The following is a 25162-nucleotide window of genomic DNA, read 5'->3' as shown; positions in this document are numbered from 1 at the left end:
GCTGAAGCGCCGGAGCGCTGAGGCACGGCGGCCCTACGACAGCGTCACGAACCGCTGCACGAGGGCCGCCAGGAAGACCACCAGCAGCGGCAGCGAGAACCAGAACGAGCCCTGGACCCAGCGCTGCTTGCCCACGCTCGGCGGGAGCGCCACCCGCACGATCTCGCGGGTGCCCAGCAGCAGGAGCAGCGCCACGACCGCCAGGCCGCCCGCCACCGACCACGGCGTCCAGGTGACCTTCGGGCCCGCCGGGCCCGGGGCGGGCTGCGGTACCGGGCCGGCCGGCGGGTCCATCAGCTCGTACAGCACGGCGTCCTCGTTGACGAGCACCCGCCGCAGGTCGGGGCGGCTGTCCAGGTTCGCGCGCAGCCGCCGCTCCCAGCTGTCCGGGTAGCCGCCGTCCAGCCGCAGCGCCTCGGACTGGCCGCGGTTGACGATCAGGTACGACTGCGGCCCCGCGTCCTTCAGCGCCTTGACGAGCGGCCCGACGAGCACCGGGTCGCGCGGCGCGAGGGTCGGCTCGTACTGGACGCGCTCCATGTCCTTGGCGCCCCACGGCATGTCCGGGGTGACGTTGTCGACCGGATCGTCGGTCAACCACAGCAGCCGTACGGTCGGCTCGTCGTGCGCGTACACGTACTCCATCGCCGCGACCTCGCCGGACCGGGTCCGCTCGAACGGCTCGTTGCCCCAGCGGGCCACGAGGAAGCCGAAGACCAGCACCAGGCCCGCCAGCAGGGCCGCGAGCGGCCCGAGGCCACGGCGGCCGGCGGTGGGGCGGCCGGGGGCCGGGCGGTCGGCCGGAGAGGGATCGGCGGCCGTGCGCGGGAAGAGTGCGAGCGCGCCGAGCACACAGGCGCCGGGCAGCGCGAACATGAAGACGCGCAGCGCCATCTCGCCACCGTAGGACTGCATCCCGAACGCGAGGAACGGCACGAAGGCGAGCACCAGCAGCGAGCGCTCGGTGAAGCCCGCCATGCGCCGCCGCAGCGCGCCCCAGCACGCCAGCGCGAGCACCGAACCGGCCAGCAGGACCCGGGTGTACAGGACGAGCTTGTGAGTGCTGCTGCCGCCCTCGATACGGCCCGCCACGGAGGAGGTGACATTGGAGCCGAGGCCCCCGATGCCGCCGAACAGCTCGTCGAAGTGGCCCGACCAGTAGGGCTCGGCGAGGAAGCCGATCCAGAAGACGACCAGTACGCCGAGCAACAGGGGCAGGCCGCGCAGCGTCGAACGGCGCACGAACACCAGGAAGACGAGCACGCCGAGCATCACGAAGGGCGTGAGCTGGTGGCCCGCCACGGAGACCGTGAACAGGGCGATCAGTATGCAGAGCAGGGCCGCGCGCTGTCCGCGCTCCGCCGGGCGCACCTCGGCCTCCCCGGGGCGCAGCTTGCCGGGCAGCACCCGGGGGTCGCGGAACCACACCAGGAGGACCGCGACGAACACGAGGTAGAGCAGGTACGTGAAGCCCTGCGGGGAGAAGTAGTCCTGGCCGACCCAGCCGCACAGCGCGAACAGCCATGCCGCGCTCCACTTCGCGCGCCAGTCCGCCCGTACGGAGCGCAGCAGCAGGAACACGGGAGCGAGGTACAGGAGTTGGATGGTCAGCGGCCACCAGCGGAGCAGCGCGTCAAAGCCGGTGACGCCGCACGCCTCGGCGAGGAACTGCGCCCCGGCGAAGAAGCCCGGCCAGCTCCAGCGCGCGTCAAGGTCCGGTACGGCGGTGCCGGTGCGGCCGATGTAGTCCAGGAAGCCCAGGTGCTGCCAGGCGGTGGCGAAGCGCGGCTCCGCCTCCAGGACGGCGGGCAGCGCGTGCAGCGCCACGACCGTCAGGAGGAGTGTCGCCGTCAGCAGGACCCGGCGCGGCCGGGAGAGCCACAGCGCCGCGGCGAAGGCCACGGCGAGCAGGGCGGCGCCGACCAGTGTTGCGACCGGCAGGACGGAGATCAGGCCGAGCCCGCCCATCCGGTCCAGGTCGGCGTCGCCCATCCCGCGCAGCGGCAGCCAGAAGAGCGCGAGCGCGGTGCCGAGCAGGGCCCAGACGCCGAGGTCGGCGCGTGCGGCGAGACGGACTGCCAGGCCGCCGCGCGGGGCCGCGGCAGGAGCGGCCGGGGCCGCGGCCGCCGGAGTGACCTTCGGCAGTCGTACGGTGTGCGCCTCCGAGGCGCTCGACGGGGAGACGACCGGCAGCGGCAGCGTGTGCGCCTCCGCCGGGCCACCGGGCTCCGGCGCGGCTTCCTGCGCGGTCTCCTTCGCCCAGGACGGCTTCCCGGGAGGCGGCGGCGCGCCCGTACCGGCGCTCGCCGTCTTCCGGTATGCCTCCGCCACCGGCTCCTCCCCCAACGGTGGCCGTACATCCGGCCGGCGTTCCATGTGATCGAAGTCCACGTGGACACCCAGCGGCATCGTGTCCACGTCGAGCCGGGCGCGCTGCGCCCATGAGGGCGCGCGTACCGCGTCGCCCAGGTCGCCGTGCATCGCCAGGTCCGCCAGGTCGCCGTCGGGGGCCACCCCGTCGGCCGGTGCCTTGGCCAGCGGCGCCACCGGGCGGCCGCGGACCACGCCGTACAGCTTCACCGTCGCGATCGAGGCGATCACGGCCAGGCTGCACACCTCCGCGACGCCCGCGCCGGCCAGCCCCATCCGCGGCAGCAGCAGCAGCGTCAGGCCGAGCACGAGGAGGCACAGCAGGCCCTGGAGGTAGGCGAGGCCCGAGGTCCGGCTCTGCGCGCGCAGCACCGCGAAGTACGTCTCCATCACCACGCGCAGCACCGCGCCGACCGCGAACCAGCGCAGCAGCGGCGTCGCGGCGTCCGCGTACCCCTTGCCGAACACGCCGAGGATGTACGGCGCGCAGACGAAGAGGAAGAGGGCGACCGGGAGCATGATGCGGACCATCCGGCGCAGCGCCGCGCGGGTGTTCTCCGCCAGCCGCGCCGGGTCGTGCGAGCCCTCCACGGTCAGCGAGGCGCCCATGTTGGTGGCGAGCAGGTTGACCGTGCCGCCGATCGTGGTGGTGATGTAGAAGTACGCGTTGTCGGCCGCGCTGACCTGCGAGGCGACGATGACCGGTACGAGGTAGACCACCGCGAGCGAGAAGAGGGAGCCGGTGTAGTCGCCGGCCAGGAAACGGCCCATCTCGCGCAGCGAGGGCGGCCGTACGGTGCGCGCGGTGGCCGCGATGTGGCGCGGCACGAGGCGCCGGAAGACCAGCCAGCCCAGCGGGATCACGGACACCGCGATCGCCGCGACCCAGGACACGAAGACGCCCGCGGTGGGGATCGCCGCCGCCATCGCGACCAGCAGCGCCAGCTTCACCGCGGAGAAGACCAGATTGCCCACCGGCACCCACAGGGCGCTGCGCAGCCCGGTGAGTACGCCGTCCTGCAGGGTCAGCAGCGACCAGGCGATCACCGCCACGATGAAGCCCAGCCCGTTGAGCGGGCCGTGCAGGAAGCGGTACGAGGGGCCCCACAGGTCCAGGGTGAGCAGGAAGACGCCGGCGGCCACCGCCACGACCAGCGAACTGCCCGCGTACGTACGGAAGACCAGCCGGCCCGTCGCCCGCCCGGCGACCGGGATGAAGCGGGCCAGCGCGCCGGTCAGCGTCAGCGCGGTGAGTCCGGCGAGCAGCTTCATCGCGGCGATCGCGGCCGAGCCCTGGCCGACCGCGGACTCGGTGTAGTAGCGCGCGGCGACCAGCCAGAAGCCGAGGCCCAGCAGCCCGGATATGCCCGTGTTGAGCATCAGCGCGTAGGCGTTGCGGAAGAGGGGCGTACCGCCGCCGCGCCCCGGGAACCGCAGCTTGCGCCCGTCCGGTGCCGGGTCCTGCGTGCGTTCCTCGGTCCGGGTGGTCGTGTCAGACACTGGCTCGGGTTCCCTTTCCTGAGGCCCGGCACTGTCTGTCACCGGGCCCCACTGACGGCATTGCGTCGGCGCTGTGGCGCGCGGGGTCAGTCCCCGGGCGTGCAGAGCCGGATCGCCTGACGCGATCTGCGGAGCAGGGCGTAGCCCTTGGTGAGGACGCGGTCCTTGGCGAAGGTGCGGCCGATGGCCTCGCCCGCGACGATCCGCCGGAACTCCGCCAGGTCCGTGCTGCGCCGCACGGTCAGCCGGCGCAGCGCATACGGGCCCTGCCGGCGCCCGGCCAGATCGTTGCCGACGGCCAGCGACTGGTGGAAGCCGGCGGCGCGCACCGTGCGCCGCACCCGCCGGCTGGAATAGCCGTACGGGTAGGCGAAGGACACCGGGGCCGCGCCCAGTTGCTCGGCCACGATCGCCTTGCAGCGCAGCACCTCGGACCAGAGCCGGTCGTCGGCGAGCTGGTCGAGCTGGGGGTGGGTGTGGCTGTGGCCGCCGATCTCCACCCCGGCAGCGGCCAGCTCCCGCACCTGGTCCCAGCCGAGCATGGTGTCCAGCGCGCCACCGGTGTCGTACGGCCCCGGCAGCCAGCCGGTGGAGACGAACAGGGTGGCCGGGAAGCCGTACTTGGCCAGGACGGGCAGGGCGTGGCGGTGCACGCCCTCGTAGCCGTCGTCGAAGGTGATCAGCACCGGGCGGTCGGGCAGCGGGGCGGCGTCCCGCCAGGCCGCCGCGAGCTGCGCGGTGGTCAGCGGGTGGTACCCCTCGTCGTCCAGGACCGCCATCTGCTCGGCGAACGCGCCGGGCGCGACGGACAGGGCGTGCGTCGCGGGGGCCGGCTTGTGGGCGACCGCGTGGTACATGAGGATCGGCACGGGGGAGAGGGCGGTGCCTTCGAGGCCGGTGCCTCCCAGCCCGGTGCCTTCGAGGCCGGTGCCCGCGAGGCCGGTCATGCGACCGCCCCCTCGTCGCCGCGCAGCACTCCCGTGCCGGGGACCTGAGCGTCGCCGCGCGCGGGCTTCTCGGCCCGTACGGTCAGCCGTACCGGTTCGGCCGGGGGCGGTTCGCTCGCTGTGTCCGGCGCGGGGCCCGGTACCGCCGCGATCACGAATCCGCCGCCGGAGCGGCGGGTGCGGGCGGTGCCGACCAGATAGCCGCCGGCCGCGGCCGCCACGCCCGCGACGATCGCGCCCGCCCGGGCGGCGCCGCCCGGCCTGCGCAGCAGCGCGTCGCGGACGCCGCGCGCCACCCCGGCGGGCAGCACGCGGGTGGTGTAGCGGCGCTCCGTCGCCAGCCCGTCCTGGGTGCCGACGCTGCGCGCGACCAGGGCCTTGGAGAGGCCCTCCGCGTAGGCGCGAGTACGGAAGTACGCGAAGCGCTCGCGGCCCGCGGGGACCCGGTGGTGGATCACCGAGCGGTCGTCGATGAGCAGGACGGCGTCCGGGCACGCGCGGGTGAGCCGGATGCAGAGCTCGGTCTCCTCGCAGCCCAGCGGCCGCTTGTCGCCGTCCCGGCCGATGCCGGTGGCGAACCCGCCGGCGATCTCGAACGCCTCGCGGCGGAACGAGGCGTTGCCGCCGAGGACGTTGCGCACCCGGGTCCGGCCCGGCGGCAGGCCGAGGTAGGTGCAGCCGACGACCCAGTCGAACTCCCGGGGGAACCAGTCGGGGCGGCGCCCGGATGCCCAGACCGGTTCGGTGCGGCCGCCGATGGCCATCACCCTCGGGTCGGCGTACCCCTCGGCGAAGTGCAGCAGCCATTCGCGCTCGGCGACCGCGTCGTCGTCGAGGAAGGCGATGACCTCGCCGGTGGACTCCGCGACGCCGGTGTTGCGGCCCGCGGAGAGACCTCTGGGCCCGGCGTTGGGCAGCACGCTGATGTCGGTGGCCCCGGCGAACTGCGTGCGCAGCCGCGTCAGCAGGGCCGGGTTGTGGTCGACGACGAGCAGGATCTCGTGTGCCGGGTGGAGCTGGTCACGCACCGAGGCCGCCGCGGCGAGAATGTCGCCCCAGCGGTCCTCGGTGTACACGCAGATCACCACGGAGATGCGGACGCTCAAGACACCTCTCCCGTGATCAAGGCGGGCCGCACCGCACGCTTACGGGTGCCGCGTTCGCGCAGGATGACCTTCAGGACGCGGATGCCGTCCCGGACCGCGCGCAGATTGCTGACGCCGTGGATGCGGTTGTACTCGTGGCTGGGGATCTCCTGGACGCGCAATCCCGCCTTGACGACGCGGATGTTCATCAGCGTCTCGACCTCGAAGCCCGCGCAGTCCAGCGCGATCTCGTCCAGGCAGTGCCGCCAGAAGGCGTTGTAGCCGTAGCACAGGTCGGTGTAGCGGGCGCCGAACTTGGTGTTGACCAGGGTGGTCAGCACACGGTTGCCCAGCTTGCGGATGGGCGTCATGTCGTCGGTGCCGCCGCCGTTGGCGAACCGCGAGCCCTTGGCGAAGTCGGCACCGCCGACCAGCGCCGAGACATAGGAGACGATCTCGCCGCCGTCGGCCGAGCCGTCCGCGTCGATCATGACGATGATCTCGCCGGTGCACGCCGCGAAGCCACTGATCAGGGCATCCCCCTTGCCCTTGCCGCGCTGCTTCACGACCGTGACGTCCGGCCACAGGTCCCGCGCCACCTGCACGGTGTCGTCGGTGGAATTCCCGTCCACCAGGACCACTTCATGGATCCAGTCCGGAAGCGTCTTGAAGACGTACGGGAGATTTTCCGCTTCGTTCATCGCCGGTATCACGACGCTGACCGGCGGAGCAATCGCCAAGTGCGAGGAAACGGGTCGGTATTGCGCCTGTGCGGGAATCCGCGCGGCGGATTTCTGATCCGTCTCCGCAGGGCGAAGGAACGAGCTCATGAGTCTTTTTTCCCTCTCGTCCGGTAGGCCGCCCACCCCCGGGCAGCCCGGATGTGTTTCCGGTTCGAAAGGGGGGTTCACACTCTGCTCAGCACGGCATGGAACACCGGACCGAGAGAGCGAGCTGGCATGCGTGTTTCCGCGGCTCGTGGCTCGACGCTGGCACACGTATCGAGCACGGCACCCCCCTACCGCGCCCCGCATCGGGCCCCGTCGCGGCGCTTGAGCCCTCCCCTAGAGCCGCTTCATGACGATCCGTTGCGGGTGGATTGTACGACCGTATTGATGATTGACACTCTATGGCAAGAGCTGGAACTACAAATCCCCTTTTGTCTTGTCGGCGGAAAGGGTGCGGGCTGCTCCGAGTTCTCCGGTACGGATTCGGCCCATCCGTTTGAGCAGGCGGTCGGCCGGCTCGAACAATTCCGGCCGGGTCACCACGGTGTTCCGCAGTGCCTTTACCGGAGCGCGCCGCGCGCGATGTCCCAGCGCCACCGGATGGCGCCGCGTCACCCACCCTTCGGAAACCTGAATTTCGCGTGTCTTGAAGGAGTCCTTGTACTCCTTCTCGCCGCGGCCGAGATCCAGGTACGCCATGGAATCCGCGGCGGCCCCCTCGGCCATCCGCAGATGCAGGATCAGCCCAGGCGAGAATTTCGCGAACTCCGGGTCGTACGCAGGGAACCAGCACGCCAGCACCCGCTCCGAACGCAGCCCGAAGTGCGCGGCGACCGGCCGCTCGCCGGCGTACAGGACCGACAGCACGCCCGCGAAGGAGTCGGTGCGGGTGTGGAAAAGCTGCTCCACCAGGTGCGTGATCCACGGCCGCGCGAAGCGGTCGCTGCGTCCCGTTCTTCGGTACTGCGCCGATTTCCAGTCGATGAGTCTGCGCAGAACGGCCGGATCCCGCTCGTCGTGGACGTACCGCACCTCGCCCACGTCCCGCCCGAGCTTGCGCTCCTTGGCGAGGGTGGTGCGGGTGAACTTCGGCGACTGCTTCCGCAGCCGGGCCAAGTACGCCTCGAAGCCCTGGTCCACGTCGATCACCGGGGACGGGAAGGGCTGCAACGGCTGCGCCTCGAAGGGCTTCTGGCCCTCGACCAGGTGGTCGAACTCCAGCACCGCCAGCCCGCACGCGTGCAGCAGCTCGCGCGCGTCCCACTGGAAGCCGGGCCGGTGCACCAGGCCCTGGGCGTCCGAGACGCCGAGGCCGATCGCCCGTCCCACGCCCAGCGCGGTCCGCTGGAAGGGCAGGAACGCGGCCGGCTCACCGTCCTCCCTGATCACCGCGATCCGCACGCCGCGGCGGCAGCGGCCCACCGCGAGCGCGAACTCCGGTGCGAGGAAAGGGTTGGCCAGGACCGGTGCGCCTAGGAGGTGTGCCTGGGACTGCACGGCGGTCCACGCCGCCCGGTCGGCGCCGCTCAGTTCGCCGGGGCGGTACACGCTGATGTCCACTTCAGTCCGTCCGTGCCTCTGGCGCGGACGCACCCCGGCGCACCACGCTCGCCAGCAGAAAGAGGGTGCCGCTGATCGCCGCCACAGCCACGACCCCGCCGCGCGCCGACCACACGTGCAGCGACAGCATCGTCTGGGCGACCAGCATGTCGACCGCGAGAGCCCCCGCGCCCGCGACCACCGTGCGGCTGAGCGGGTCCAGGCGTCCCAGGGCGGCGGCGATGGCCGCCGCCGGCGCGCCGAGCAGGAAGAAGAGCGTGAAGGGTGCGCGCAGCGGCGAGTCGAGGTCGGCGAGCGCCAGCACGGCACCCACACCCCCCACCGCGACGGCGGCGCCCGCGAGCAGCGGCATCGGCTCCCCCCGGGCCGGTCTGCTGCCGCTCGATCTGTTGCTGTTGATGGTCTTGGTCTGCATTGGCAGCTTTGCCCCCCATAAAGCGGCCTGATGCTCATAAGCACCCGATGCCGGGCTTCAATGTGGCGCGGCTGCCGGGTGCTCGTCAAGATGCAAAGAAGACGTGAACGAGCCACGTCCGCCGCACTGGTCGCGGTGGACGCGGCTCGCCTGCAAACTGTGGTACAGGCTATGGAATTGTTGATTCCGGTCGTGTCCGAAACGTGGTGGGCACCGGCGTGTGCGGGCGCCCGGAGGTTACGGAACGATCTTCAGGAGCTTGTTCGGTGAACCGCTGCCCGGGCTGGTCACGACGCCGGACGTGGCGCCGCCGACCAGGGCGCTCGACACGGCGGCGGGCGAGGCCGAGGGGTGCCCGGCGAGGTAGACGGCGGCCGCGCCGGCTACGTGCGGGGTGGCCATGGACGTACCGGAGATGGTGTTGGTGGCGGTGTCGGAGGTCCGCCAGGCGCTGGTGATGCTGCTGCCGGGCGCGAACAGGTCGAGGCGGGAACCGTAGTTGGAGTAGCTGGCGCGGGCGTCGGTGCTGGTGGTGGCGCCGATGGTGAGCGCTTCGGGGACGCGGGCCGGCGAGGAGGTGTTCGCGTCCAGGTTGCTGTTGCCGGCCGCGACGGCGTACGTCACGCCGCTCGCGATGGAGTTCTTCACGGCGGTGTCCAGCGCGGTGCTCGCGCCGCCGCCCAGCGACATGTTCGCCACCGACGGGCCGCTGTGGTTCTTGGTGACCCAGTCGATGCCGGCGATGACCCCGGCGGTGGTGCCGGAACCGGAGTTGTTGAGCACCCGTACGGCGACGACCTTGGCCTTCTTGGCGACGCCGTAGCTGGTGCCCGCCGCGGTGGCCGCGACATGGGTGCCGTGGCCGTTGCCGTCCTGCGCGACGTTGTCATTGTCCACGGCGTCGTAGCCGTTCACCGCGCGGCCGCCGAAGTCCTGGTGGCTGATCCGGACCCCGGTGTCGATGACGTACACGGTGGTACCGCTTCCGGCGCTGTCCGGGTACGTATAACTCCGGTTCAGCGGGAGGTTCGTCTGGTCGATGCGGTCCAGGCCCCAGGACGGCGGGTTGGCCTGGGTGCCGGTGGCGTGCACCGTCGTGTCCTGGAACACCTGGTCCACGGCCGGGTCGGCGGCGAGGCGTCTCGCCTCCGCCGCGGAGAGGTGGGCCGAGTAGCCGTTGAGGGCGGCGGTGTACGTGTGCTGCACGGTGCCGCCGTGCGCGGATATCAGGCGTCTGCCGTCGGCGGACGCGGCCTTGAGGCCCGCGGACTTCTTCAGGGTGACGAGGTAGCTGCCCTGGACGGCGTTCTTGGCGCCCGCGCCGATGACCGTGCCCTCGGCGGGCGCGGCCTGGGCCGGGAGCGCGGTGACGCCGAGGGTGACGGCGGCCGACGCGGCGGTGATCGCCGTGGCGATCCGGAGCCTGGCCGGAATCCGGCCGAAAACCTTGGTGGTGGTACGCATCACTGCCATGCGAGGGGGTCCTCCTCATCAGGTGCGCGTGGTGCGTGCGCATGGGGGGTGGCACACGGATTCGTGTGCTACGAGCGGCTGTTGAGGGTGCGACAGTCCGCCCGGACGAAAGATTCGCCGAGATGCGGTGGGGGTTCAAGAGGGCCTCGCTTGATCGTCACGGGCGCGACATAGTGCGGCAATCCGCCGGACGCATGGCCAGTAATGCTCTACGCGGGTAGCAAAGTTGGCATGAACACTTCCATCAACCGTGTCGTACTGCTACCACGGTTGCGGCAGAGATCCTGCTATTGGAGGTTCCATGAGAGTTTCCAGATGTGCGGGCTTCTTGTCCGCCTTCCTCGTCTCCTCGTCCCTGGCACTCCTCGGCACCACTCCCGCCTCCGCCGCCCAACTCGACGGCGTCGCCCGCTATGTGGCGCTCGGCGACTCCTACTCCTCCGGCCTCGGAGCCGGCAGCTACGACAGTGGCAGCGGCTCCTGCAAGCGCAGCAACAAGGCGTACCCCGCCCTCTGGGCCGCCGCGAACTCACCCGCCTCGTTCACCTTCGCGGCCTGCTCGGGGGCCCGTACGGGTGATGTCATCAACAGCCAATTGACGTCGGTGAACGGTGACACGACCCTGGTCTCCCTGACCGTCGGCGGCAATGACGCCGGCTTCGCCGACACCATGACCACCTGCGTGCTCAACTCCGAGAGCGCGTGCCTGTCCCGGGTCCAGCAGGCGCGCACGTACATCAACACCACCCTCCCCGGAAAGCTGGACCAGGTGTACAGCGCCATCTCCGGCAAGGCGCCCAACGCCCGGGTGGCCGTCCTGGGCTATCCCCGCTTCTACAAGCTGAGCGGCAGCTGCATCGCCGGCCTCACGGAGAAGGAGCGCGCCGCCATAAACGCCGCGGCGGACGACCTCAACGCCGTCACCGCCAAGCGGGCCGCCGACCACGGCTTCGCCTTCGGTGACGCCAACACCACCTTCGCCGGCCACGAGATCTGCTCGGGCAGCGCCTGGCTGCACAGCGTCCGCTATCCCGTCGAGGAGTCCTACCACCCGACCGCCACCGGCCAGTCCAGCGGCTACCTGCCGGTGTTCCGCGCCACCACGTGATCCCCGCCGGGCGAACTCTCCTCGTAGGAGGGCGATCCGTCGCTCCCCGAAGGCGAGCCCGCGCTCTCTGAAGGCGGGCTCTCGTCGTACGTAGGAGAGGCCGTCCCCGTGTCCGTATCCGTAGGGGACGGCTCCGGGGTCGTCTTCGTGGGTGACGGTGCCGGGGTCGTGTCCGTGGGGGCCGGCCCCGGGTAGGAAGGAGCAGGGGAGGCCCCGCCGCCCGGGGCCTCCCTCTCGCACGTCAGGGAGAAGGCGGCGCGGTTCGAGGCGACCGCCTTCGGACTGCGCACCCGCAACCCCGCGCGGCCCGCCCGTGTGCCGCCCGGCTCGTATGCCGTCACCGTGAGCCCGACCGTGACCCGCTGCGCCCCGCCGTCCGGGAAGCGGACCGTCCGCCACGGCCCGTCGGAGGTACCGCGGCCGTCGACGTCCCAGCGGTAGACGACCTCGGCCGGACCGCGGCTGACCGAGATGACCCCGGAGAACGCGGGGGCCGCGGCGGCCGGCGGTGGGCAGCGGCCCCCGTAGCGGCCGCGCAGGGTCGACACGGCGGCCGTGACCCTGACCTCGGGCGGTGACGTGCGCGCCCCGCCCCCGTGGCCACCGCCCCGGCCGGTGTCCTCTCCCGGCGACGCCCCCGGCGCGCTCGCGGACGACGTACGGTCGGCCGGTCCGGGCCCCGGGCCGCCGTTCCCGCCCAGCAGCCCCCAGGCGGCGCCGCCGGCCGCCAGCGCGACGGCCAGGGCGGTCACTGCCAGGCTGACGGCCGAGCGGCGCCTGCGGCGGGGCGGCGGCGCGGTGTGCGGGCCGTAGGAGCCGACAGGGGGAGGCGGCGGGGCATCCGACGCGGAGTCCGTACCGGTGTCCCCGGGCGGGCCGGGCGCCGCGACCGTCGGGGAGTACGGGAGCGGCGGCGCGGCGGCCGTCACCGTGGCCGGCTGCCCGCCGCTCGCGACCGCCGCCAGCATCCCCGCCACCTCGTCCGCCGGCAGCCGCTCGCGCGGGTCCTTGCGGAGCAGCCCCGCCAGTACGGGCGCCAGCGGGCCCGCCCGGCGCGGCGGCGGCAGCTCCTCGTCGACCAGCGCGCGCATCGTGCCCAGCGGCGTCTCCTCGTGGAACGGCGGCGCGCCCTCCACCGCCGTGTACAGCGTCACGCCCAGCGACCACAGGTCCGACTCCGGGCCCGGCGTCCGCCCGAGCGCCCGCTCCGGCGCAAGGAATTCGGGCGAGCCGATCAGCTCGCCGGTCAGGGTCAGCGCGGAGGACCCCTCGACCGTCGCGATCCCGAAGTCGGTGAGCACCACCCGGCCGTCGTTCGCCAGCAGGACGTTGCCCGGCTTGACGTCGCGGTGCAGCACGCCCGCCGCGTGCGCCACCCGCAGTGCGGCCAGCACCTCAGTGCCGATACGGGCCGCGCGCTCGGGGGACAGCGGCCCGTCGGCCGCCAGCGTCTCGGCGAGCGAGAGGCCGCGGACCAGCTCCATCACGACCCACGGGCGGCCGCCCTCGGTGACCACGTCGAAGACGGTCACGACGTTCCGGTGCGCGATCCGGGCCGCTGCCCGGCCCTCCCGCTCCAGCCGCGCGTACAGCAACCGTTCCTCGTGCGCGGGCAGTTCGCGCGGCGCCCGTACCTCCTTGACGGCCACCTCGCGGCCCAGCAGTTCGTCCCGGGCCCGCCACACCGCGCCCATGCCGCCGCGGCCCAGCTCGTCGAGCAGGCGGTAGCGGCCCGCCAGTACCCGTTCGTTTCCCGCACCTGTGTCCATGGCACGAGCCCCCTCGACCCCGCAAAAGGAGCGATGTGGGGAAAACGTACCTCCGTACGCCGCCGTTGCCGCCCCTTCGGAGGCAATCCGGCAGCGATACGGGGCGGGGCGCGGCCCCTTGTGGTGACGCTCCGTCATGGGGGGCGCACGCTCGGGGCCACCGCGTGCCCCCGTACGCCGTCAACTCGGCCTGGAGTAGGTGCGGTACGCGGACGTTCCGTATGGTGTTGGTCAACGCCCTTGCGGGGCAGGTGAATACTGATACCGGGCTGCGCGAAGGACGTGCGGGAGAGATAGGGTTACCCTGCCCGGGCCGGGTGCCCTCGTACGGGTGGGGAGTGTCATGGAACAGATTGCAGTACGCAGCAGGCCGCGAGTGCCTGCCATCACATGCGGCGGCGCGTCCAGTGCGCGTCTGGACCGCCATCTCGCGGTGCTCGGCGGACCGGCGATACCGCAGCGGGAGACCGAGGGCGCCACGTCGCTGATGCAGGAGATCACCAAGCGTGACCACGCGCGGACGCGGAAGAGCCGCGGGGCGCGGGTGTCGCTCTTCGCGCCGCTGCGCCGGCTGCGCCGGTCGCTCTTCGGCGGCCACGGCTGAGCGGGGCCGCGCCGAGCGGTGCTCCGGTGCGCCCCGAGTGCGCCCCGTCAGCTCCCCGCCGCTGATCCGGCCCCGTCCGCGGGCCCCGGAACCGCCCGGCCCCGGCCACCGCAGCACAGCGTCACGGTCGTACGCGTCCGTCCCTCTCCCGGCAGCCCGGGGGCGGGGCGGGCGCGTTCGGCGTTTCCGGCGGCCGGTGAGCGGTATCGGCGTACCGGGTTACCTGCTCACCTGTACCGGATCATCGCCTCACTCGTAACGGTGATCTCTCGCCGGGCTGTTGACGTGACGATCATTCCGCGTCAGGGTGCAGTCGCTTGCCCCGTACAACCATCTTTGCCGCGGGAGGCGCCGGTGTGTGATCTGCACGACGACCACGAGCACAAGCACGGGCACGACGCGGGGGCGGCCCCCGGCGGGCTCAGCAGACGCAGAATCGTTCAACTGCTGGGGGCCGCGGGGGTGAGCACGGCGGCCATGAGCGCCGCCGCCGACCCCGCGATGGCCGCGGCGTCCGACGCGACCGCCGCCGACCCCGACGGATACCAAGCGCCGAAGGGGCTGGCCGAGGACTCCCCGGCCAAGGCCGCCGCGCTCGCCTGGATCGACGACCAGCGGGCGAAGATCACCGGCCTGGACGACGAGATCTGGGAGAACGCCGAACTCTCGCTGCGCGAGTGGAAGTCCTCGCTCGCCGAGGCGGACTTCCTCAAGGCCGCCGGCTTCGACGTGGAGTTCGGCACGGCCGGCTTCCCGACCGCCTTCACCGCCACCTTCCGGCACGGCAAGGGCGGCCCGGTGCTCGGCTTCAGCGGTGAGTACGACGCGCTGCCGGGGCTGTCACAGCGCAAGGGCGTGGGCCACCACGACCCGCTGGAGTACGTCCACGACCCGTTCGCGCCCGGGTACGGGCCCGGCCACGGCTGCGGGCACTGCGCCCTCGGTACCGCGGCGGCGGCCGCGGCCGCTGCGGTCGCCAAGGCCGCCACCGCGCACGGCCTCGACGTGACCGTGAAGTTCTTCGGCTCCACCGCCGAGGAGCAGCTGATCGGCAAGACGTACGCGGTCAGCAAGGGCGTGTACGACGGGCTGGACGCCTTCCTGGACTGGCACCCGTCCACGTCCAACGCGACCGGCTGGGGCTCGTCCACCGCGATGACCGCGGTCACCTTCACCTTCCTCGGCGTCGCGGGCCACGGCGGCACCCCGCTCGGCAACAAGAGCGCGCTGGACGCCGCCGTGATGATGGCGACGATGTCGGAGTTCCTGCGGGAGGAGAACCTCGCGCCGTCCGGCCGGCTGCACTGGGTGATCAACAACGGCGGTGACATCCCGAACGTCACCCCGGAGATATCCGAGATCTCGTACTATGTGCGCGAGGGCAGCCCGGAGCGGGTACAGGTCCTGCTCGACAAGGTCATCGAGGTGTCCGAGGCGGCCGCCAAGGCCAGCCGGACCACCGTCCGGCACCGGATCACCTCGGCCTGCTGGAACCAGCTCCCGTCCCGGTCCTTCGCCGAGCTGATGCACGACAACATGCGGAAGATCGGCCCGCCGGAGTTCAGCGACGAGGCTCAGCGGCTGGCCAAGGACCTGCAGAAGTCGCTCGGCCTGCCCGAGAAGGGGCTGCACGACAAGATCGGCGAGCTGACCCCGCCCAACCCGGTCTTCATGGGCGGCGGTTCCACCGATGTCGCCGACATCAGCTGGAACGTGCCCACCGTCTCCATGGGCGCGGCCCTCGCCCCCATCGGCACGAAGATGCACACCTGGTCGACGGCCGCCTGCGCCGCGGCGGCGCCCGGCCACGCGGCCCTCCTCGCGGCGGCGAAGTACCTCGCGGCGACCGCGGTGGACCTGATCACCCAGCCCGCGCGGCTGAAGGCGGTCAAGGACGAGTTCGCCGAGCGGACCAAGGGCGTGCGCTGGAAGACCGCCCTTCCGGACGGCTACGAGCCGCCCATGTACGAGCCGCCGCAGTGGTTCCTGGAGCGCACCGGCCAGTCCTGGCCGCCGCCGAACATCACCTGGCCCCCGAAGCGCGTGGTGAGCAACGAGAAGTTCAGCTCGCTGGGGCCGGAGCTCGCGCCGCAGAAGTAGTCCTGCGGGCCGCGGGCCCCGTCAGAGCAGCGCGAACTGGCCGTCCGGGCCCTCCTCCTGGTGGTCCAGGACGGAGGCCGGGCGGCGCGTCGCCGCGGGTGCCGGGAGGACGCCCGCGGCGGTCAGCTCCGTGGCGCCGACGGGCGGGGACGCGGCGAGCGCGGTCGTCAAACCGGCTTGTTCGGGGGAGAGTTCGCCGAGCAGGGCCAGTACGGTGATCAGCTCCAGGAGGTCGGTGGTCCACTCCTGGGGCCAGGCGGCAGGGCGCAGCGCCTCCAGGGTGCCCGGCTCGACCGCGCCCGTACGCCGCTCCAGCCACGCCTCCAGGACGCGGACGCCGCCCGCGTGCGCGTCCCAGGCGGCGACGGGTACGGGGGAGATCCGGCCCCCGCCGATGTCCAGCGCCTCCTCCTCCGGGTCGTACGCGATCTCGGTAGGGAGCCCCCGGGCGGGCAGCGCTGCGCGCACGTACGGGCGGCGGCCGCCGGGCAGCCGGGGGCGCTCGCCGGAGCCCGCACCACGGGTGTGCAGCCGGATCAGCTCGCGCCCCAGCGCCACCCCGCGCGCCCACACCTCTGGGTCCGCAGTGAGCGGGACGGTGATGCCTGCGCTCTCGTGCCGGGCGGTGGCGGCGAGGTAGGCGAAGGCGTCCTCGGCGGTGACCGGGTGCCCGAGGCGGTCACCGAGGTGGCCGAGGAGGCCGGGCGCGAGGTTCGGTTCGGTGCCGTTGGGGCGGCGGTACAGGGGGCGGACACGGCCCTGGCGGCCGACGGGAAGCACCGCCGAGAGGGCGAGCGCAGGGCCGGTGTCCTGCGGGACGCGCGGCTGCTCGACGGCGAAGAGCTGGGCGGCGTCCGCGACCCGCCACAGTTCGGGCCGGGCCGCGTCGATCAGCCGGTGGTCGGGCAGCAGCCAGAGCTGGTCGTACGTGCCGTGCCGGACCCGCATCGGCTCGGCGCAGGGCGCGTCGCCCGCGACCAGCCGGGCCAGCCGGCCGGTCGTGGTGGCCCGGCCGGGGAGCTGGCCGACCGCGGTGTGCAGGGTGCGGGCCCGGGACGGGCGGAAGAGCCGCTCACGGTCCGCAAGGCCGTCGGCTCGCAGCAGCGCGTCCCAGCGGGCGCGCAGCGAGGCGGCGTCGGGCGCCATGATCCACGCCCGGCCCAGCCGCGGCGCGGGCACGGACCACGGCATCAGATCGGACAGCAGGGGCGCGTCCCCCTCGTCCCGCTTCGCCGTCACGCGGCAACCCTCCCGGACGTTTCCGATGACCCGGGCATGGTAACCACGCCCCCGCTGGACGGACTCAGGCTCTCAGTGGGCGTCCAGCGTCACCGTGAACGAGAAACGGTCGCCCCGGTAATGGATCCGCGCCACATCCACCACCTGCCCCGCCTCGTCGTAGGTGATGCCCGTGTAGTGCAGGATCGGGCTGAGCAGCGGGACGTCCAGCAGCCGCGCGGTTTCCGGGTCCGCCAGCCGAGCTTCCACGGTGTCGGTGATCCGGCCGATCCGCAGGCCCACCGTGTCCCGCAGCACCTTCGTCATCGGGTGGCGCTCCAGCTCGGCCGGGTCGATGCGGGCGGCGACGTCCGGACGGACGTGGTTGACGGCGTGGTTGGTCGGCTCGCCGGTCCGCTCGTCGCTGCGCAGTCGCCGGTACACGCCGACCTCCGGCAGCCCGGGGAAGTGCTCGGCCAGCTCCGGCGGCACCGGCCCCGTGCCGTGCTCCAGCAGCTCGCTCACCATGCCGGACTGCTGGGCCACGATCGCGTCCACCGAGCCCAGCAGCTGTACCGGGGCGCCGCGCCGCGCGGCCGGCTCGATGAAGGTGCCGCGCCGCCGGTGCCGGCTGATCAGCCCCTCGGTCTCCAGCTCCTTCAGGGCCTGCCGCATGGTCAGCACGCTCACCCCGTAGTGCGCGGCGAGCGTCTCCTCGGTGGGCAGCCGCAGCGGCGCTTCGGGGGAGCGGCCCAGTATCGAGGCCCGCAGCGACTGCGAGACCTGGTACCACAGGGGCAGCTTGCGGTTCAGGGCGAGCGAGTCGGGCGCGAAGGTCGTCACGGCGGGCTCCGGTCAGGGACGGCTGGGTTCTCCGGGGAATCCTCCCCCGGACCCCCACTGGCGTTCGAGACCCTGCCACACGTCGTCGTAGCCTCGTTGCAAGTGGTCGGCGCTCGCGGCCTGTTCGGTGAGCAGCACCGGCCAGCGCGTCTCGAACATGAACGCCAGCCCGTCGTCGACCTTCTGCGGCTTCAGCTCGGCGGTGCTCGCCTTCTCGTACGTCGCGCGGTCCGGGCCGTGCGCGGACATCATGTTGTGCAGCGACCCGCCGCCGGGCACGAATCCCCCCTTGCCGCCGGTCTTCGCGTCGTACGCGCCCTCGATGAGGCCCATGTACTCGCTCATCACATTGCGGTGGAAGTAGGGCGGCCGGAAGGTGTTCTCGCCGACCAGCCAGCGCGGCGCGAAGACCACGAAATCCACGCCCGCCAGGCCCGGGGTGTCGGACGGGGAGGTGAGCACCGTGAAGATCGACGGGTCCGGGTGGTCATAGGAGATGGACCCGAGGACATTGAAACGGCGCAGGTCGTAGACGTACGGGACGTGATTGCCGTGCCAGGCGACGACGTCCAGCGGAGAGTGGTCGTAGGTCGCGGTCCAGAGGTTGCCGCAGAACTTGTTGACGACCTCGTGGGGGCCCTCGACGTCCTCGTACGCGGCGACGGGAGCCAGGAAGTCCCGCGGATTCGCGAGTCCGTTGGCGCCGATCGGGCCGAGGTCGGGGAGCTGGAAGGGGCGGCCGTAGTTCTCGCAGACGTAACCGCGGGCGCTCGCCTCCAGCAGCTCGACGCGGAAGCGGACGCCGCGCGGGATCAGTGCGATATGCCCCGGTTCGGCGCGCAGCAGCCCGAATTCCGTGCGCAGCAGCAGCCCGCCGCGTTCCGGGACGATCAGCAGCTCGCCGTCGGCGCTGCTGAACACCCTGCGCTCCATGGAGGAGTTGGCGCGGTAGAGGTGCACCGCCATGCCGCTGCGCTCGGTGACGTCGCCGTTGCCGCCCAGCGTCCACAGTCCGGCGACGAAGTCGGTGCCGGGCGCGGGCTCGGGCAGCGGGTCCCAGCGCAGCCGGTTGGGGTCGGGCACCGTCCCGGTGAAGGGGGCGGCGCGCACGCCGCCGTTGTCCGCCCGTACGAACGGCGGATGGGCCGCCGAGGGGCGGATGCGGTACAGCCAGGAGCGGCGGTTGGCGGCCCGCGGCTCGGTGAACGCGGTGCCGCTGAGCTGCTCCGCGTACAGACCCAGCGGGGCGCGCTGGGGGGAGTTGCGGCCGGTGGGCAGTGCGCCGGGGACGGCCTCCGAGGTGTGTTCGTTCCCGAACCCCGGGGAGTGGGCCAGTCCCTCGGCCGTCTTCCTCGCCCGCTCCTCGCCCGTGCCTGTCATCGCGTACTCCCGCCGCTCAACCCGGAGAACCTCAAGGAATCCTGTGCATGACCTTAGGATTGGCGCCCGGGCCCGTCAACGGAATCGCCCGGAGACGCTCCCGTGAGCGGCGGGAACCGGCCGGAGTGCGTGCAGGATGGAGTACGTGGATACCCCGTCACTCCGCCGCGCCCCGGTCCAGCGACGCAGCGCCGAGCGCCTGACCCGCATCCTCGACGCCTGCGCCGAAGTCCTCGACGAGCAGGGGTACGAGGACCTGAGCACCCGCGCGGTGGCCGCCCGGGCCGAGGTGCCCATCGGCTCGGTCTACCGCTTCTTCCCCAACAAGCGGGCGATGGCCGAGGCGCTGGCGCTGCGCAATCTCGACGGGTACGCGGAGCGGGTCACCGCCGGGCTCGCGGCGGCCGGTGACCGGCTGGACTGGCGGTACGCCATGGACGTGGTGATCGAGGAGTACCTCGTCATGAAGCGGTCCGTGCCGGGCTTCGCGCTGGTGGAGTTCACCGTGCCCGCGCCGCAGGCCACCCGGGAGGCCAACCACCGCGTCGCCGACCGGCTGCTGGCGCTGCTGGCCGGGCCGCTCGGCCTGGACCCCGCGGAGGAGCGGCTGCGGACCGCGTTCCTGGTGGGCGTGGAAGCGGCCGACGCGCTGGTGCAGCTGGCCTTCCGGGTCGCGCCCGAGGGCGATCCGGGGATCGTCGCGGAGACCAAGGAGCTGCTGCGGGCGTACCTGGGACGGGTGCTGGACTGAGCGCGCTGCGACCGCTGCCCTATTGACCTGGGGTTTTGCTCGTATTGCTCGCGCGTCAAGGTCTTGTTAACAAAAGTTCGCCGCCCCTAACGTCACCACGACCGCCACCCCCTGGCAGGTGTTCAAGGGCGAACGTGAGGTACCCCCAATGCTGACAATCCTCGGGTTTGTCATGATTGCCACCTTCTTGGTGCTGATCATGATGAAGAAGATGTCGCCGATAGCGGCGCTCGTGCTCATTCCCGCACTGTTCTGCGTCCTGATCGGACAGGGCGCGAACCTTGGTGACTACGTCATCAAGGGCATCGGCGACCTGGCGCCGACCGCCGCGATGCTGATGTTCGCGATCATCTACTTCGGAGTGATGATCGACGTCGGCCTCTTCGACCCGATCGTCCGCGGCATCCTGAAGTTCTGCAAGGCCGACCCGGTCCGCGTGGTCGTGGGTACCGCGCTGCTCGCCGCCATCGTCTCGCTCGACGGCGACGGCTCCACCACCTTCATGATCACCGTCTCGGCGCTGTATCCGCTCTACAAGCGCCTGAAGATGAGCCTCGTGGTGATGACCGGCGTCGCCGCCACCGCCAACGGCGTGATGAACACGCTGCCCTGGGGCGGCCCCACCGCCCGTGCCGCGACCGCGCTGAAGCTGGACGCCGGCGACATCTTCATCCCGATGATCCCCGCGCTGGCCACCGGCCTGCTCGCCGTCTTCGTCCTCGCCTACGTGCTGGGCCGCCGCGAGCGCAAGCGGCTGGGCCTGCTCACCCTGGACGAGCCCGGCAGCGCCAAGGTCATCGCCGAGGACACCGAGAACGCAGTGGTCACCGAGAAGGAGACGGTCCTCGTCGGCGCGGGCGCCGGCGGCAAGGGCGGCACCACCGGCCGTACGCTGCCCACCGGAGGCTCCGCCGGGACCGCCGGCCCGGACCACGGCCCGGCGCCCGAGGAGGAGTTCCAGGTCCTGGACCCGCACCGCGCCACCCTGCGCCCCAAGCTGTACTGGTTCAACGCCGCCCTCACCGTCGCGCTGCTCACCCTGCTGATCATGCAGGTGCTGGACATCCCGGTGCTCTTCCTGCTCGGCGCGGCCATCGCGCTCACCGTGAACTTCCCGCACATGAAGGACCAGAAGGCGCGCATCGCCGCGCACGCCGAGAACGTCCTGAACGTCTCCGGCATGGTCTTCGCCGCCGCCGTCTTCACCGGCGTGCTCACCGGCACCGGCATGGTCGAGCACATGGCCCGCTGGCTCGTCGGCAACGTCCCCGAGGCGCTCGGCCCGCACATGGGCCTGGTCACCGGCCTGCTCAGCATCCCGCTGACGTACTTCATGTCCAACGACGGCTTCTACTTCGGCATCGTCCCGATCCTCGCCGAGGCCGGCGCCGCGCACGGTGTGGGCGCCCTGGAGATCGCCCGCGCCTCCCTCGTGGGCCAGGCCCTGCACATGTCCAGCCCGCTCGTCCCCGCCGTCTACGTCCTGGTCGGCATGGCCAAGGTCGAGTTCGCCGACCACACCAAATTCACCGTGAAATGGGCCGCGCTCACGTCCCTGGTGGTGCTCGGCGCCGGACTGCTGTACGGAATCATCTGACCCATGAACGCTCCGACGCCCGGCAGGGGCTGGCTGCTGCGCCTCGTTCTCACCTTCTCCTTCGCCCAGGCGGCGGTGAGCATGGCACGGCCCGCCGTCTCCTACCGGGCGCTCGCGCTGGGCGCCGACGAGACCGCCGTCGGCGTCATCACCGGCGTGTACGCGCTGCTGCCGCTGCTGGTCGCGGTCCCGCTGGGCCGCCGCACCGACCACGGCCGCTGCACGCCCCTGCTGGCCGTCGGCATCGCGCTGATCACCGGCGGCTGCGCGCTCAGCGGCGTGGTGGCCTCGCTGCCCGCGATGGCCGCCTGGAGCGGTGTGATGGGCCTCGGCCACCTGTGCTTCGTGATCGGCGCCCAGTCCATCGTCGCCCGGCGCAGCGCCCCCGAGGAGCGCGACCGGAACTTCGGCCACTTCACCATCGGCGCCTCGCTCGGCCAGCTCATCGGGCCGATCGGCGCCGGACTGCTGATCTCCGGGCACGACGGCGCGATGGCCCGCACCAGCGCCACCGCACTGCTGGTCTCCGCGGCCGCCGCGGCCTGCGCCTGTACCGCCCTGTGGCGGCTGGAGCGGCAGGAACGACGAGACGGCGTACTCGGGGGTGGCACTGCACGCACCCATGCCCGCCGCGTTCCGGTCCTTGGCATCCTGCGCACCCGCGGCGTCGGCGCCGGCATCTTCATCAGCCTCTCGGTGCTCTCCGCCACCGACATCCTCACCGCCTACCTCCCGGTCGTCGGCGAGGCCCACCACATCGCGCCCGCCACGATCGGCCTGCTGCTGAGCCTGCGCGCCGCGGCCACCATCGCCTGCCGGCTGGTGATGACCCCGATGCTCCGCCTCCTCGGCCGTACCGCGCTGCTGACCAGCACGTGCGCGGCGGCGGCCCTCCTGTGCGCGGCCATCGCCGTGCCGCTGCCGGTCTGGGCACTGGCCCTCGTCCTGGCCGCGCTGGGCTTCTGCCTGGGCGTCGGCCAGCCGCTGTCCATGACCACCGTCGTGCAGGCGGCCCCCGACGACGCCCGCTCCACGGCCCTCGCCCTGCGCCTCACCGGCAACCGTCTCGGCCAGGTCGCGGCACCCGCCGGCGCCGGACTCGCCGCCGGCGTCGCGGGCGCCGCCGCGCCCTTCGTGCTGCTCGGCGTGCTGCTGCTGGGCTCGGCCGTGATCGCGGTACGGGTGCCGCGCGGGCCCGCCGTGCCCCGCAGGACGGCCGCCAGGGCTACGGAGGCGCGGGCGGGCCGTCCTCGAGAGCGGCGATCTGGGCGCGGGAGCTGAAGCCGAGCTTGGCGAGGATGTGCTCGATGTGCGAGTCGACGGTCCGCTTGGAGACGACGAGCTTCTCGGAGATCTCCCGGTTGGTGAGGCCCTGGGCGACCAGCGCCGCGACCTGACGCTCGCGGGGGGTGAGTTCGTCGGCCGGGGTGCCCCGCCGGACCGGCAGCTCCGGCATCTTCGTGAGGTCCTCGTCCAGCGCCAGTGCCACGGCCGCGGCCGGCGCCAGCGAGCCGCCCTCGGTGAACGCCCGGTGGAACGCGTCCGCGCCCAGTGCCCGGCGGGCCAGCTCGGCCGCCCTGTCGTGGAGCTCGTGCAGGACGGGGATGCCGAACCGGGCTTCCTTGGCGGCCTTGCGCCACAGCACGTCGGCAGCGCCCTGCAGGGTGCCCACCCGCTCGAAGTGGCCCTGCTCCGCGGCGTACCAGGCGAAGCCCTCCAGGAAGTGCGCGATGCCCATCGTGTCGCGCAGGGCGGCCTTGGAGTGGATGCCCTCGCGGCAGCACTCGATACTCTGCGCGAACTCGCCCTTCAGCCACAGGCCGACGCTCTTGACCCACAGCGCCCAGCTGCGCGACCAGTGTTCCTGCGGGTGGGCGGCGTTGCGGCGCAGGGATTCGTCGCACAGGGCGATGCCCTCGCCGATGCCTCCGGTGACGAAGTGGGCGAAGGCGAGGTGGAAGGCGGTGATCAGCAGGGCCACTTCGTCGCCCGCTTCGGCCATCCGCCGGCGGGCGTCGTCGTATCCCTCGATGACGCCGTCGACGGTGCCGCGGAAATAGCGCGCGTGATGCCGGAAGGCGAGCGTCCAGGCGAGGCCGCGGGCATCGCCGGCGCGGGCGGCGATCTCCTCGGCCTCGTCGAGCAGCGCCCAGTTGTCGCCCCGCTCGCCCTGGACGTCCAGGTACCAGCTGGTGAGCCAGAGCGCCTTGACGCGTTCAGGCGTCGGTTCGCGGCTGCATTCGAGGGCGCGGCGCAGCCAGTAGCGGCCCTCGGTGTACAGACCGGTGCACTGCCAGTAGCCCCACAGCCGGGTCGCGAGGCACAGGCCGTCGTACGCCAGGCCCGGGGTGCTGACGCAGGTCTCCAGCGCGGTCCGCAGGTTGGCCTGGTCGCAGCGGAGCCTGCGTACCCAGGCGAGCTGGGCGTCGCCGGTCCATTCGGCGTCGAACTGCCCGGCCCGGTCGAGGAAGTAGGCCGCGTGGCGCTTCCGCAGGCCCGCCTCCTCCGCTCCCGCGGCGAGCTGGTCCCGGCCGAACTCGCGGATCGTGTCGAGCATCCGGTAACGGGTGCCCACCTCGGTCTCCACGCGCTGCACGACGGACTTCTCCACGAGGCCGAAGAGCGCGTCGAGGACGTCCTCGGCCGGGAGGGTGCGCTCGTCGGCGCACACCCCTTCCGCCGCCTCCAGGCTGAACTCCCCGGCGAAGACGGAGAGCCGGGTCCACAGCACCCGCTCCTGGGGGGTGGACAGGGCGTGACTCCAGCCGATGGTGGTGCGCAGCGTCTGATGCCGGGGCACGGTGGTGCGGCGGCCGCCGGTGAGCAGCAGGAAGCGGCGGTCGAGCCGGCCGAGGATCTCCTCCAGGGACAGGGCGCGCAGCCGGGACACGGCCAGTTCGATGGCGAGGGGGATGCCGTCCAGGCGGCGGCACAGGGACGTGGCGTCGGCGAGGTTGTCGTCGGTGAGGGTGAATCCGGGTACGGCCGCGGCGGTGCGGTCCGCGAAGAGCTGCAGGGCGTCGGAGCGTGCGCCGGGCCGGCCGCACCGGGCCGCCGCGGCGTCCGGGCCGTCCTCCACGGACAGCGGGGGAATGGGCAGGACGTGCTCGCCCTCGATGTCCAGCGGCTGCCGGCTGGTCGCGATCAGCCGCACGTCCGGTGCGGTGCGCAGGAGTTCGTCGGCGAGCAGCGCGCACGCGTCGATCAGATGCTCGCAGGTGTCGAGGACGATCAGGGCGTTCTTGTCCTCCAGGTAGGCGGTGAGGACTTCCATGGCGGGCCGGGCGGCCTGCTCGGGCAGATCGAGCGCGGCCGCGACGGTGTTGGGCAGCAGCTCGGGTTCGGTGAGCGCGGAGAGCGGTACGAGATGGACCCCGTCCGGGGACCGGTCGCGCAGCCGATGCGCTGCGCGCACCGCCGTACGGGTCTTGCCGACCCCGCCGGGGCCGGTGAGGGTGACCAGGCGAAAGCGGTCGAGCACCGCCGCGACCTGCGCGATCTCCCGCTGTCTGCCGATGAAGCTGGTCGTTTCGGCGGGCAGCTCGCCGCTGCGCCGGTGCCCGGTCTCCTGGACCATGCGCATCGCCACCCCGTACGTCGGTACTCGTGAATGGTGCTGGATGGCGCGCACGGTAGCGGCGACGCGTGGGTCGTGCGTCCCTTCCGGCGACTGTCACCCGCCCGAAAGGCGGGAGTGGGATACTGCGCCGCCCG

At 72.4% G+C, this 25162-nt stretch carries 18 protein-coding genes; 6 read left to right on the top strand and 12 right to left on the bottom strand.

The genetic code is table 11. The annotated features are described in order from the left end of the window. Positions 1 to 33 precede the first annotated feature (33 nt). From IF04_RS0106520 to IF04_RS0106490, 7 genes are all read right to left on the bottom strand, one after another. A complete protein-coding gene (locus IF04_RS0106520) occupies positions 34 to 3870 on the bottom strand; it encodes a lipopolysaccharide biosynthesis protein (protein ID WP_030252250.1) in 3837 nt (1278 codons plus the stop codon). An 86-nt stretch (positions 3871 to 3956) separates the two neighbouring features. Continuing rightward, positions 3957 to 4727, bottom strand: a complete 771-nt coding sequence (locus IF04_RS0106515) for a polysaccharide deacetylase family protein (RefSeq protein ID WP_030252248.1) — start codon at positions 4725 to 4727, stop codon at positions 3957 to 3959. Positions 4728 to 4813: 86 nt separating this feature from the next. Further along, the gene (locus tag IF04_RS0106510) at positions 4814 to 5923 is read right to left on the bottom strand and encodes a glycosyltransferase family 2 protein (protein ID WP_245654294.1); all 1110 of its coding nucleotides are present in this window, start codon (positions 5921 to 5923) and stop codon (positions 4814 to 4816) included. Then, positions 5920 to 6732, bottom strand: a complete 813-nt coding sequence (locus IF04_RS0106505) for a glycosyltransferase family 2 protein (protein WP_030252242.1) — start codon at positions 6730 to 6732, stop codon at positions 5920 to 5922. Before IF04_RS0106505 ends, IF04_RS0106510 begins: the two co-directional genes overlap by 4 nt. A 315-nt stretch (positions 6733 to 7047) precedes the next feature. Further along, positions 7048 to 8190: a GNAT family N-acetyltransferase gene (locus IF04_RS0106500; protein ID WP_037958340.1), complete on the bottom strand. Its 1143-nt coding sequence runs from the start codon at positions 8188 to 8190 to the stop codon at positions 7048 to 7050. Between the two features lies 1 nt (position 8191). Beyond that, the gene (locus IF04_RS0106495) at positions 8192 to 8605 is read right to left on the bottom strand and encodes a hypothetical protein (protein ID WP_030252238.1); all 414 of its coding nucleotides are present in this window, start codon (positions 8603 to 8605) and stop codon (positions 8192 to 8194) included. 237 nt (positions 8606 to 8842) lie between these two features. Then, the gene (locus IF04_RS0106490) at positions 8843 to 10078 is read right to left on the bottom strand and encodes a S8 family peptidase (protein WP_030252236.1); all 1236 of its coding nucleotides are present in this window, start codon (positions 10076 to 10078) and stop codon (positions 8843 to 8845) included. Between the two features lie 301 nt (positions 10079 to 10379). On the opposite strand from IF04_RS0106490, the gene IF04_RS0106485 reads away from it, so the two are divergent. Continuing rightward, positions 10380 to 11186, top strand: a complete 807-nt coding sequence (locus tag IF04_RS0106485; RefSeq protein ID WP_030252234.1) for an SGNH/GDSL hydrolase family protein — start codon at positions 10380 to 10382, stop codon at positions 11184 to 11186. Here the strand turns inward: IF04_RS0106485 and IF04_RS0106480 are convergent. Continuing rightward, complete coding sequence (locus IF04_RS0106480; RefSeq protein WP_063829437.1) at positions 11156 to 12955, bottom strand: serine/threonine-protein kinase; 1800 nt, start codon at positions 12953 to 12955, stop codon at positions 11156 to 11158. The two genes, IF04_RS0106485 and IF04_RS0106480, sit on opposite strands and share 31 nt — an antisense overlap. 343 nt (positions 12956 to 13298) lie before the next feature. Here IF04_RS0106480 and IF04_RS0106475 point away from each other — a divergent pair, with 343 nt between their 5' ends. Both IF04_RS0106475 and IF04_RS0106470 read left to right on the top strand, forming a co-directional pair. Then, complete coding sequence (locus IF04_RS0106475) at positions 13299 to 13559, top strand: hypothetical protein (RefSeq protein ID WP_030252229.1); 261 nt, start codon at positions 13299 to 13301, stop codon at positions 13557 to 13559. Positions 13560 to 13913: 354 nt separating this feature from the next. Next, entirely contained in the window at positions 13914 to 15659 is a 1746-nt protein-coding gene (locus tag IF04_RS0106470) for an amidohydrolase (protein ID WP_030252226.1), read from the top strand. 21 nt (positions 15660 to 15680) lie between these two features. Here the strand turns inward: IF04_RS0106470 and IF04_RS0106465 are convergent, their stop codons facing one another. From IF04_RS0106465 to hmgA, 3 genes are all read right to left on the bottom strand, one after another. Next, on the bottom strand, positions 15681 to 16898 hold the full coding sequence (locus IF04_RS0106465; protein WP_030252224.1) for a type ISP restriction/modification enzyme: 1218 nt from the start codon (positions 16896 to 16898) through the stop codon (positions 15681 to 15683). A gap of 72 nt (positions 16899 to 16970) precedes the next feature. After that, positions 16971 to 17720, bottom strand: coding sequence for a GntR family transcriptional regulator (locus IF04_RS0106460; RefSeq protein WP_030252222.1), 750 nt, complete (start codon positions 17718 to 17720; stop codon positions 16971 to 16973). 12 nt (positions 17721 to 17732) lie between these two features. Next, a complete protein-coding gene (gene hmgA / locus IF04_RS0106455; protein ID WP_051830739.1) occupies positions 17733 to 19100 on the bottom strand; it encodes a homogentisate 1,2-dioxygenase in 1368 nt (455 codons plus the stop codon). Between the two features lie 136 nt (positions 19101 to 19236). On the opposite strand from hmgA, the gene IF04_RS0106450 reads away from it, so the two are divergent. The 3 genes from IF04_RS0106450 (at position 19237) to IF04_RS0106440 (ending at position 22729) form a co-directional block, all read left to right on the top strand. Further along, entirely contained in the window at positions 19237 to 19851 is a 615-nt protein-coding gene (locus IF04_RS0106450) for a TetR/AcrR family transcriptional regulator (RefSeq protein WP_030252218.1), read from the top strand. A 148-nt stretch (positions 19852 to 19999) separates the two neighbouring features. Further along, positions 20000 to 21448 carry a CitMHS family transporter gene (locus IF04_RS0106445; RefSeq protein ID WP_030252214.1) on the top strand — a complete coding sequence of 483 codons (1449 nt, stop codon included), beginning with the start codon at positions 20000 to 20002 and terminating at the stop codon, positions 21446 to 21448. Positions 21449 to 21451: 3 nt separating this feature from the next. Next, positions 21452 to 22729: an MFS transporter gene (locus tag IF04_RS0106440; protein ID WP_030252212.1), complete on the top strand. Its 1278-nt coding sequence runs from the start codon at positions 21452 to 21454 to the stop codon at positions 22727 to 22729. Here IF04_RS0106440 and IF04_RS0106435 read toward each other — a convergent pair. Beyond that, positions 22674 to 25031 (bottom strand): ATP-binding protein, encoded by a 2358-nt coding sequence (locus IF04_RS0106435; RefSeq protein WP_245654292.1) that lies wholly within the window; start codon positions 25029 to 25031, stop codon positions 22674 to 22676. The two genes, IF04_RS0106440 and IF04_RS0106435, sit on opposite strands and share 56 nt — an antisense overlap. Between the last annotated feature and the right edge of the window lie 131 nt (positions 25032 to 25162).

It is taken from the genome of Streptomyces violens, from assembly GCF_000717745.1.
GTDB classification, from domain to species: Bacteria; Actinomycetota; Actinomycetes; order Streptomycetales; family Streptomycetaceae; genus Streptomyces; species Streptomyces violens.
The sequence above is the reverse complement of the archived record's forward strand: the minus strand, read 5'-3'. Positions and strand labels throughout refer to the sequence as shown.

Excerpts from the sequence above, each read along its gene's own strand:
- IF04_RS0106485 (WP_030252234.1), top strand. The coding sequence starts at position 10,380 with ATGAGAGTTTCCAGATGTGCGGGCTTCTTGTCCGCCTTCCTCGTCTCC.
- IF04_RS0106445 (WP_030252214.1), top strand. The coding sequence starts at position 20,000 with ATGCTGACAATCCTCGGGTTTGTCATGATTGCCACCTTCTTGGTGCTG.
- IF04_RS0106495 (WP_030252238.1), bottom strand. The coding sequence starts at position 8,605 with ATGCAGACCAAGACCATCAACAGCAACAGATCGAGCGGCAGCAGACCG.
- IF04_RS0106435 (WP_245654292.1), bottom strand. The coding sequence starts at position 25,031 with ATGCGCATGGTCCAGGAGACCGGGCACCGGCGCAGCGGCGAGCTGCCC.
- IF04_RS0106505 (WP_030252242.1), bottom strand. The coding sequence starts at position 6,732 with ATGAGCTCGTTCCTTCGCCCTGCGGAGACGGATCAGAAATCCGCCGCG.
- IF04_RS0106440 (WP_030252212.1), top strand. The coding sequence starts at position 21,452 with ATGAACGCTCCGACGCCCGGCAGGGGCTGGCTGCTGCGCCTCGTTCTC.
- hmgA (WP_051830739.1), bottom strand. The coding sequence starts at position 19,100 with ATGACAGGCACGGGCGAGGAGCGGGCGAGGAAGACGGCCGAGGGACTG.
- IF04_RS0106480 (WP_063829437.1), bottom strand. The coding sequence starts at position 12,955 with ATGGACACAGGTGCGGGAAACGAACGGGTACTGGCGGGCCGCTACCGC.
- IF04_RS0106515 (WP_030252248.1), bottom strand. The coding sequence starts at position 4,727 with ATGTACCACGCGGTCGCCCACAAGCCGGCCCCCGCGACGCACGCCCTG.
- IF04_RS0106475 (WP_030252229.1), top strand. The coding sequence starts at position 13,299 with ATGGAACAGATTGCAGTACGCAGCAGGCCGCGAGTGCCTGCCATCACA.
- IF04_RS0106490 (WP_030252236.1), bottom strand. The coding sequence starts at position 10,078 with ATGGCAGTGATGCGTACCACCACCAAGGTTTTCGGCCGGATTCCGGCC.
- IF04_RS0106450 (WP_030252218.1), top strand. The coding sequence starts at position 19,237 with ATGGAGTACGTGGATACCCCGTCACTCCGCCGCGCCCCGGTCCAGCGA.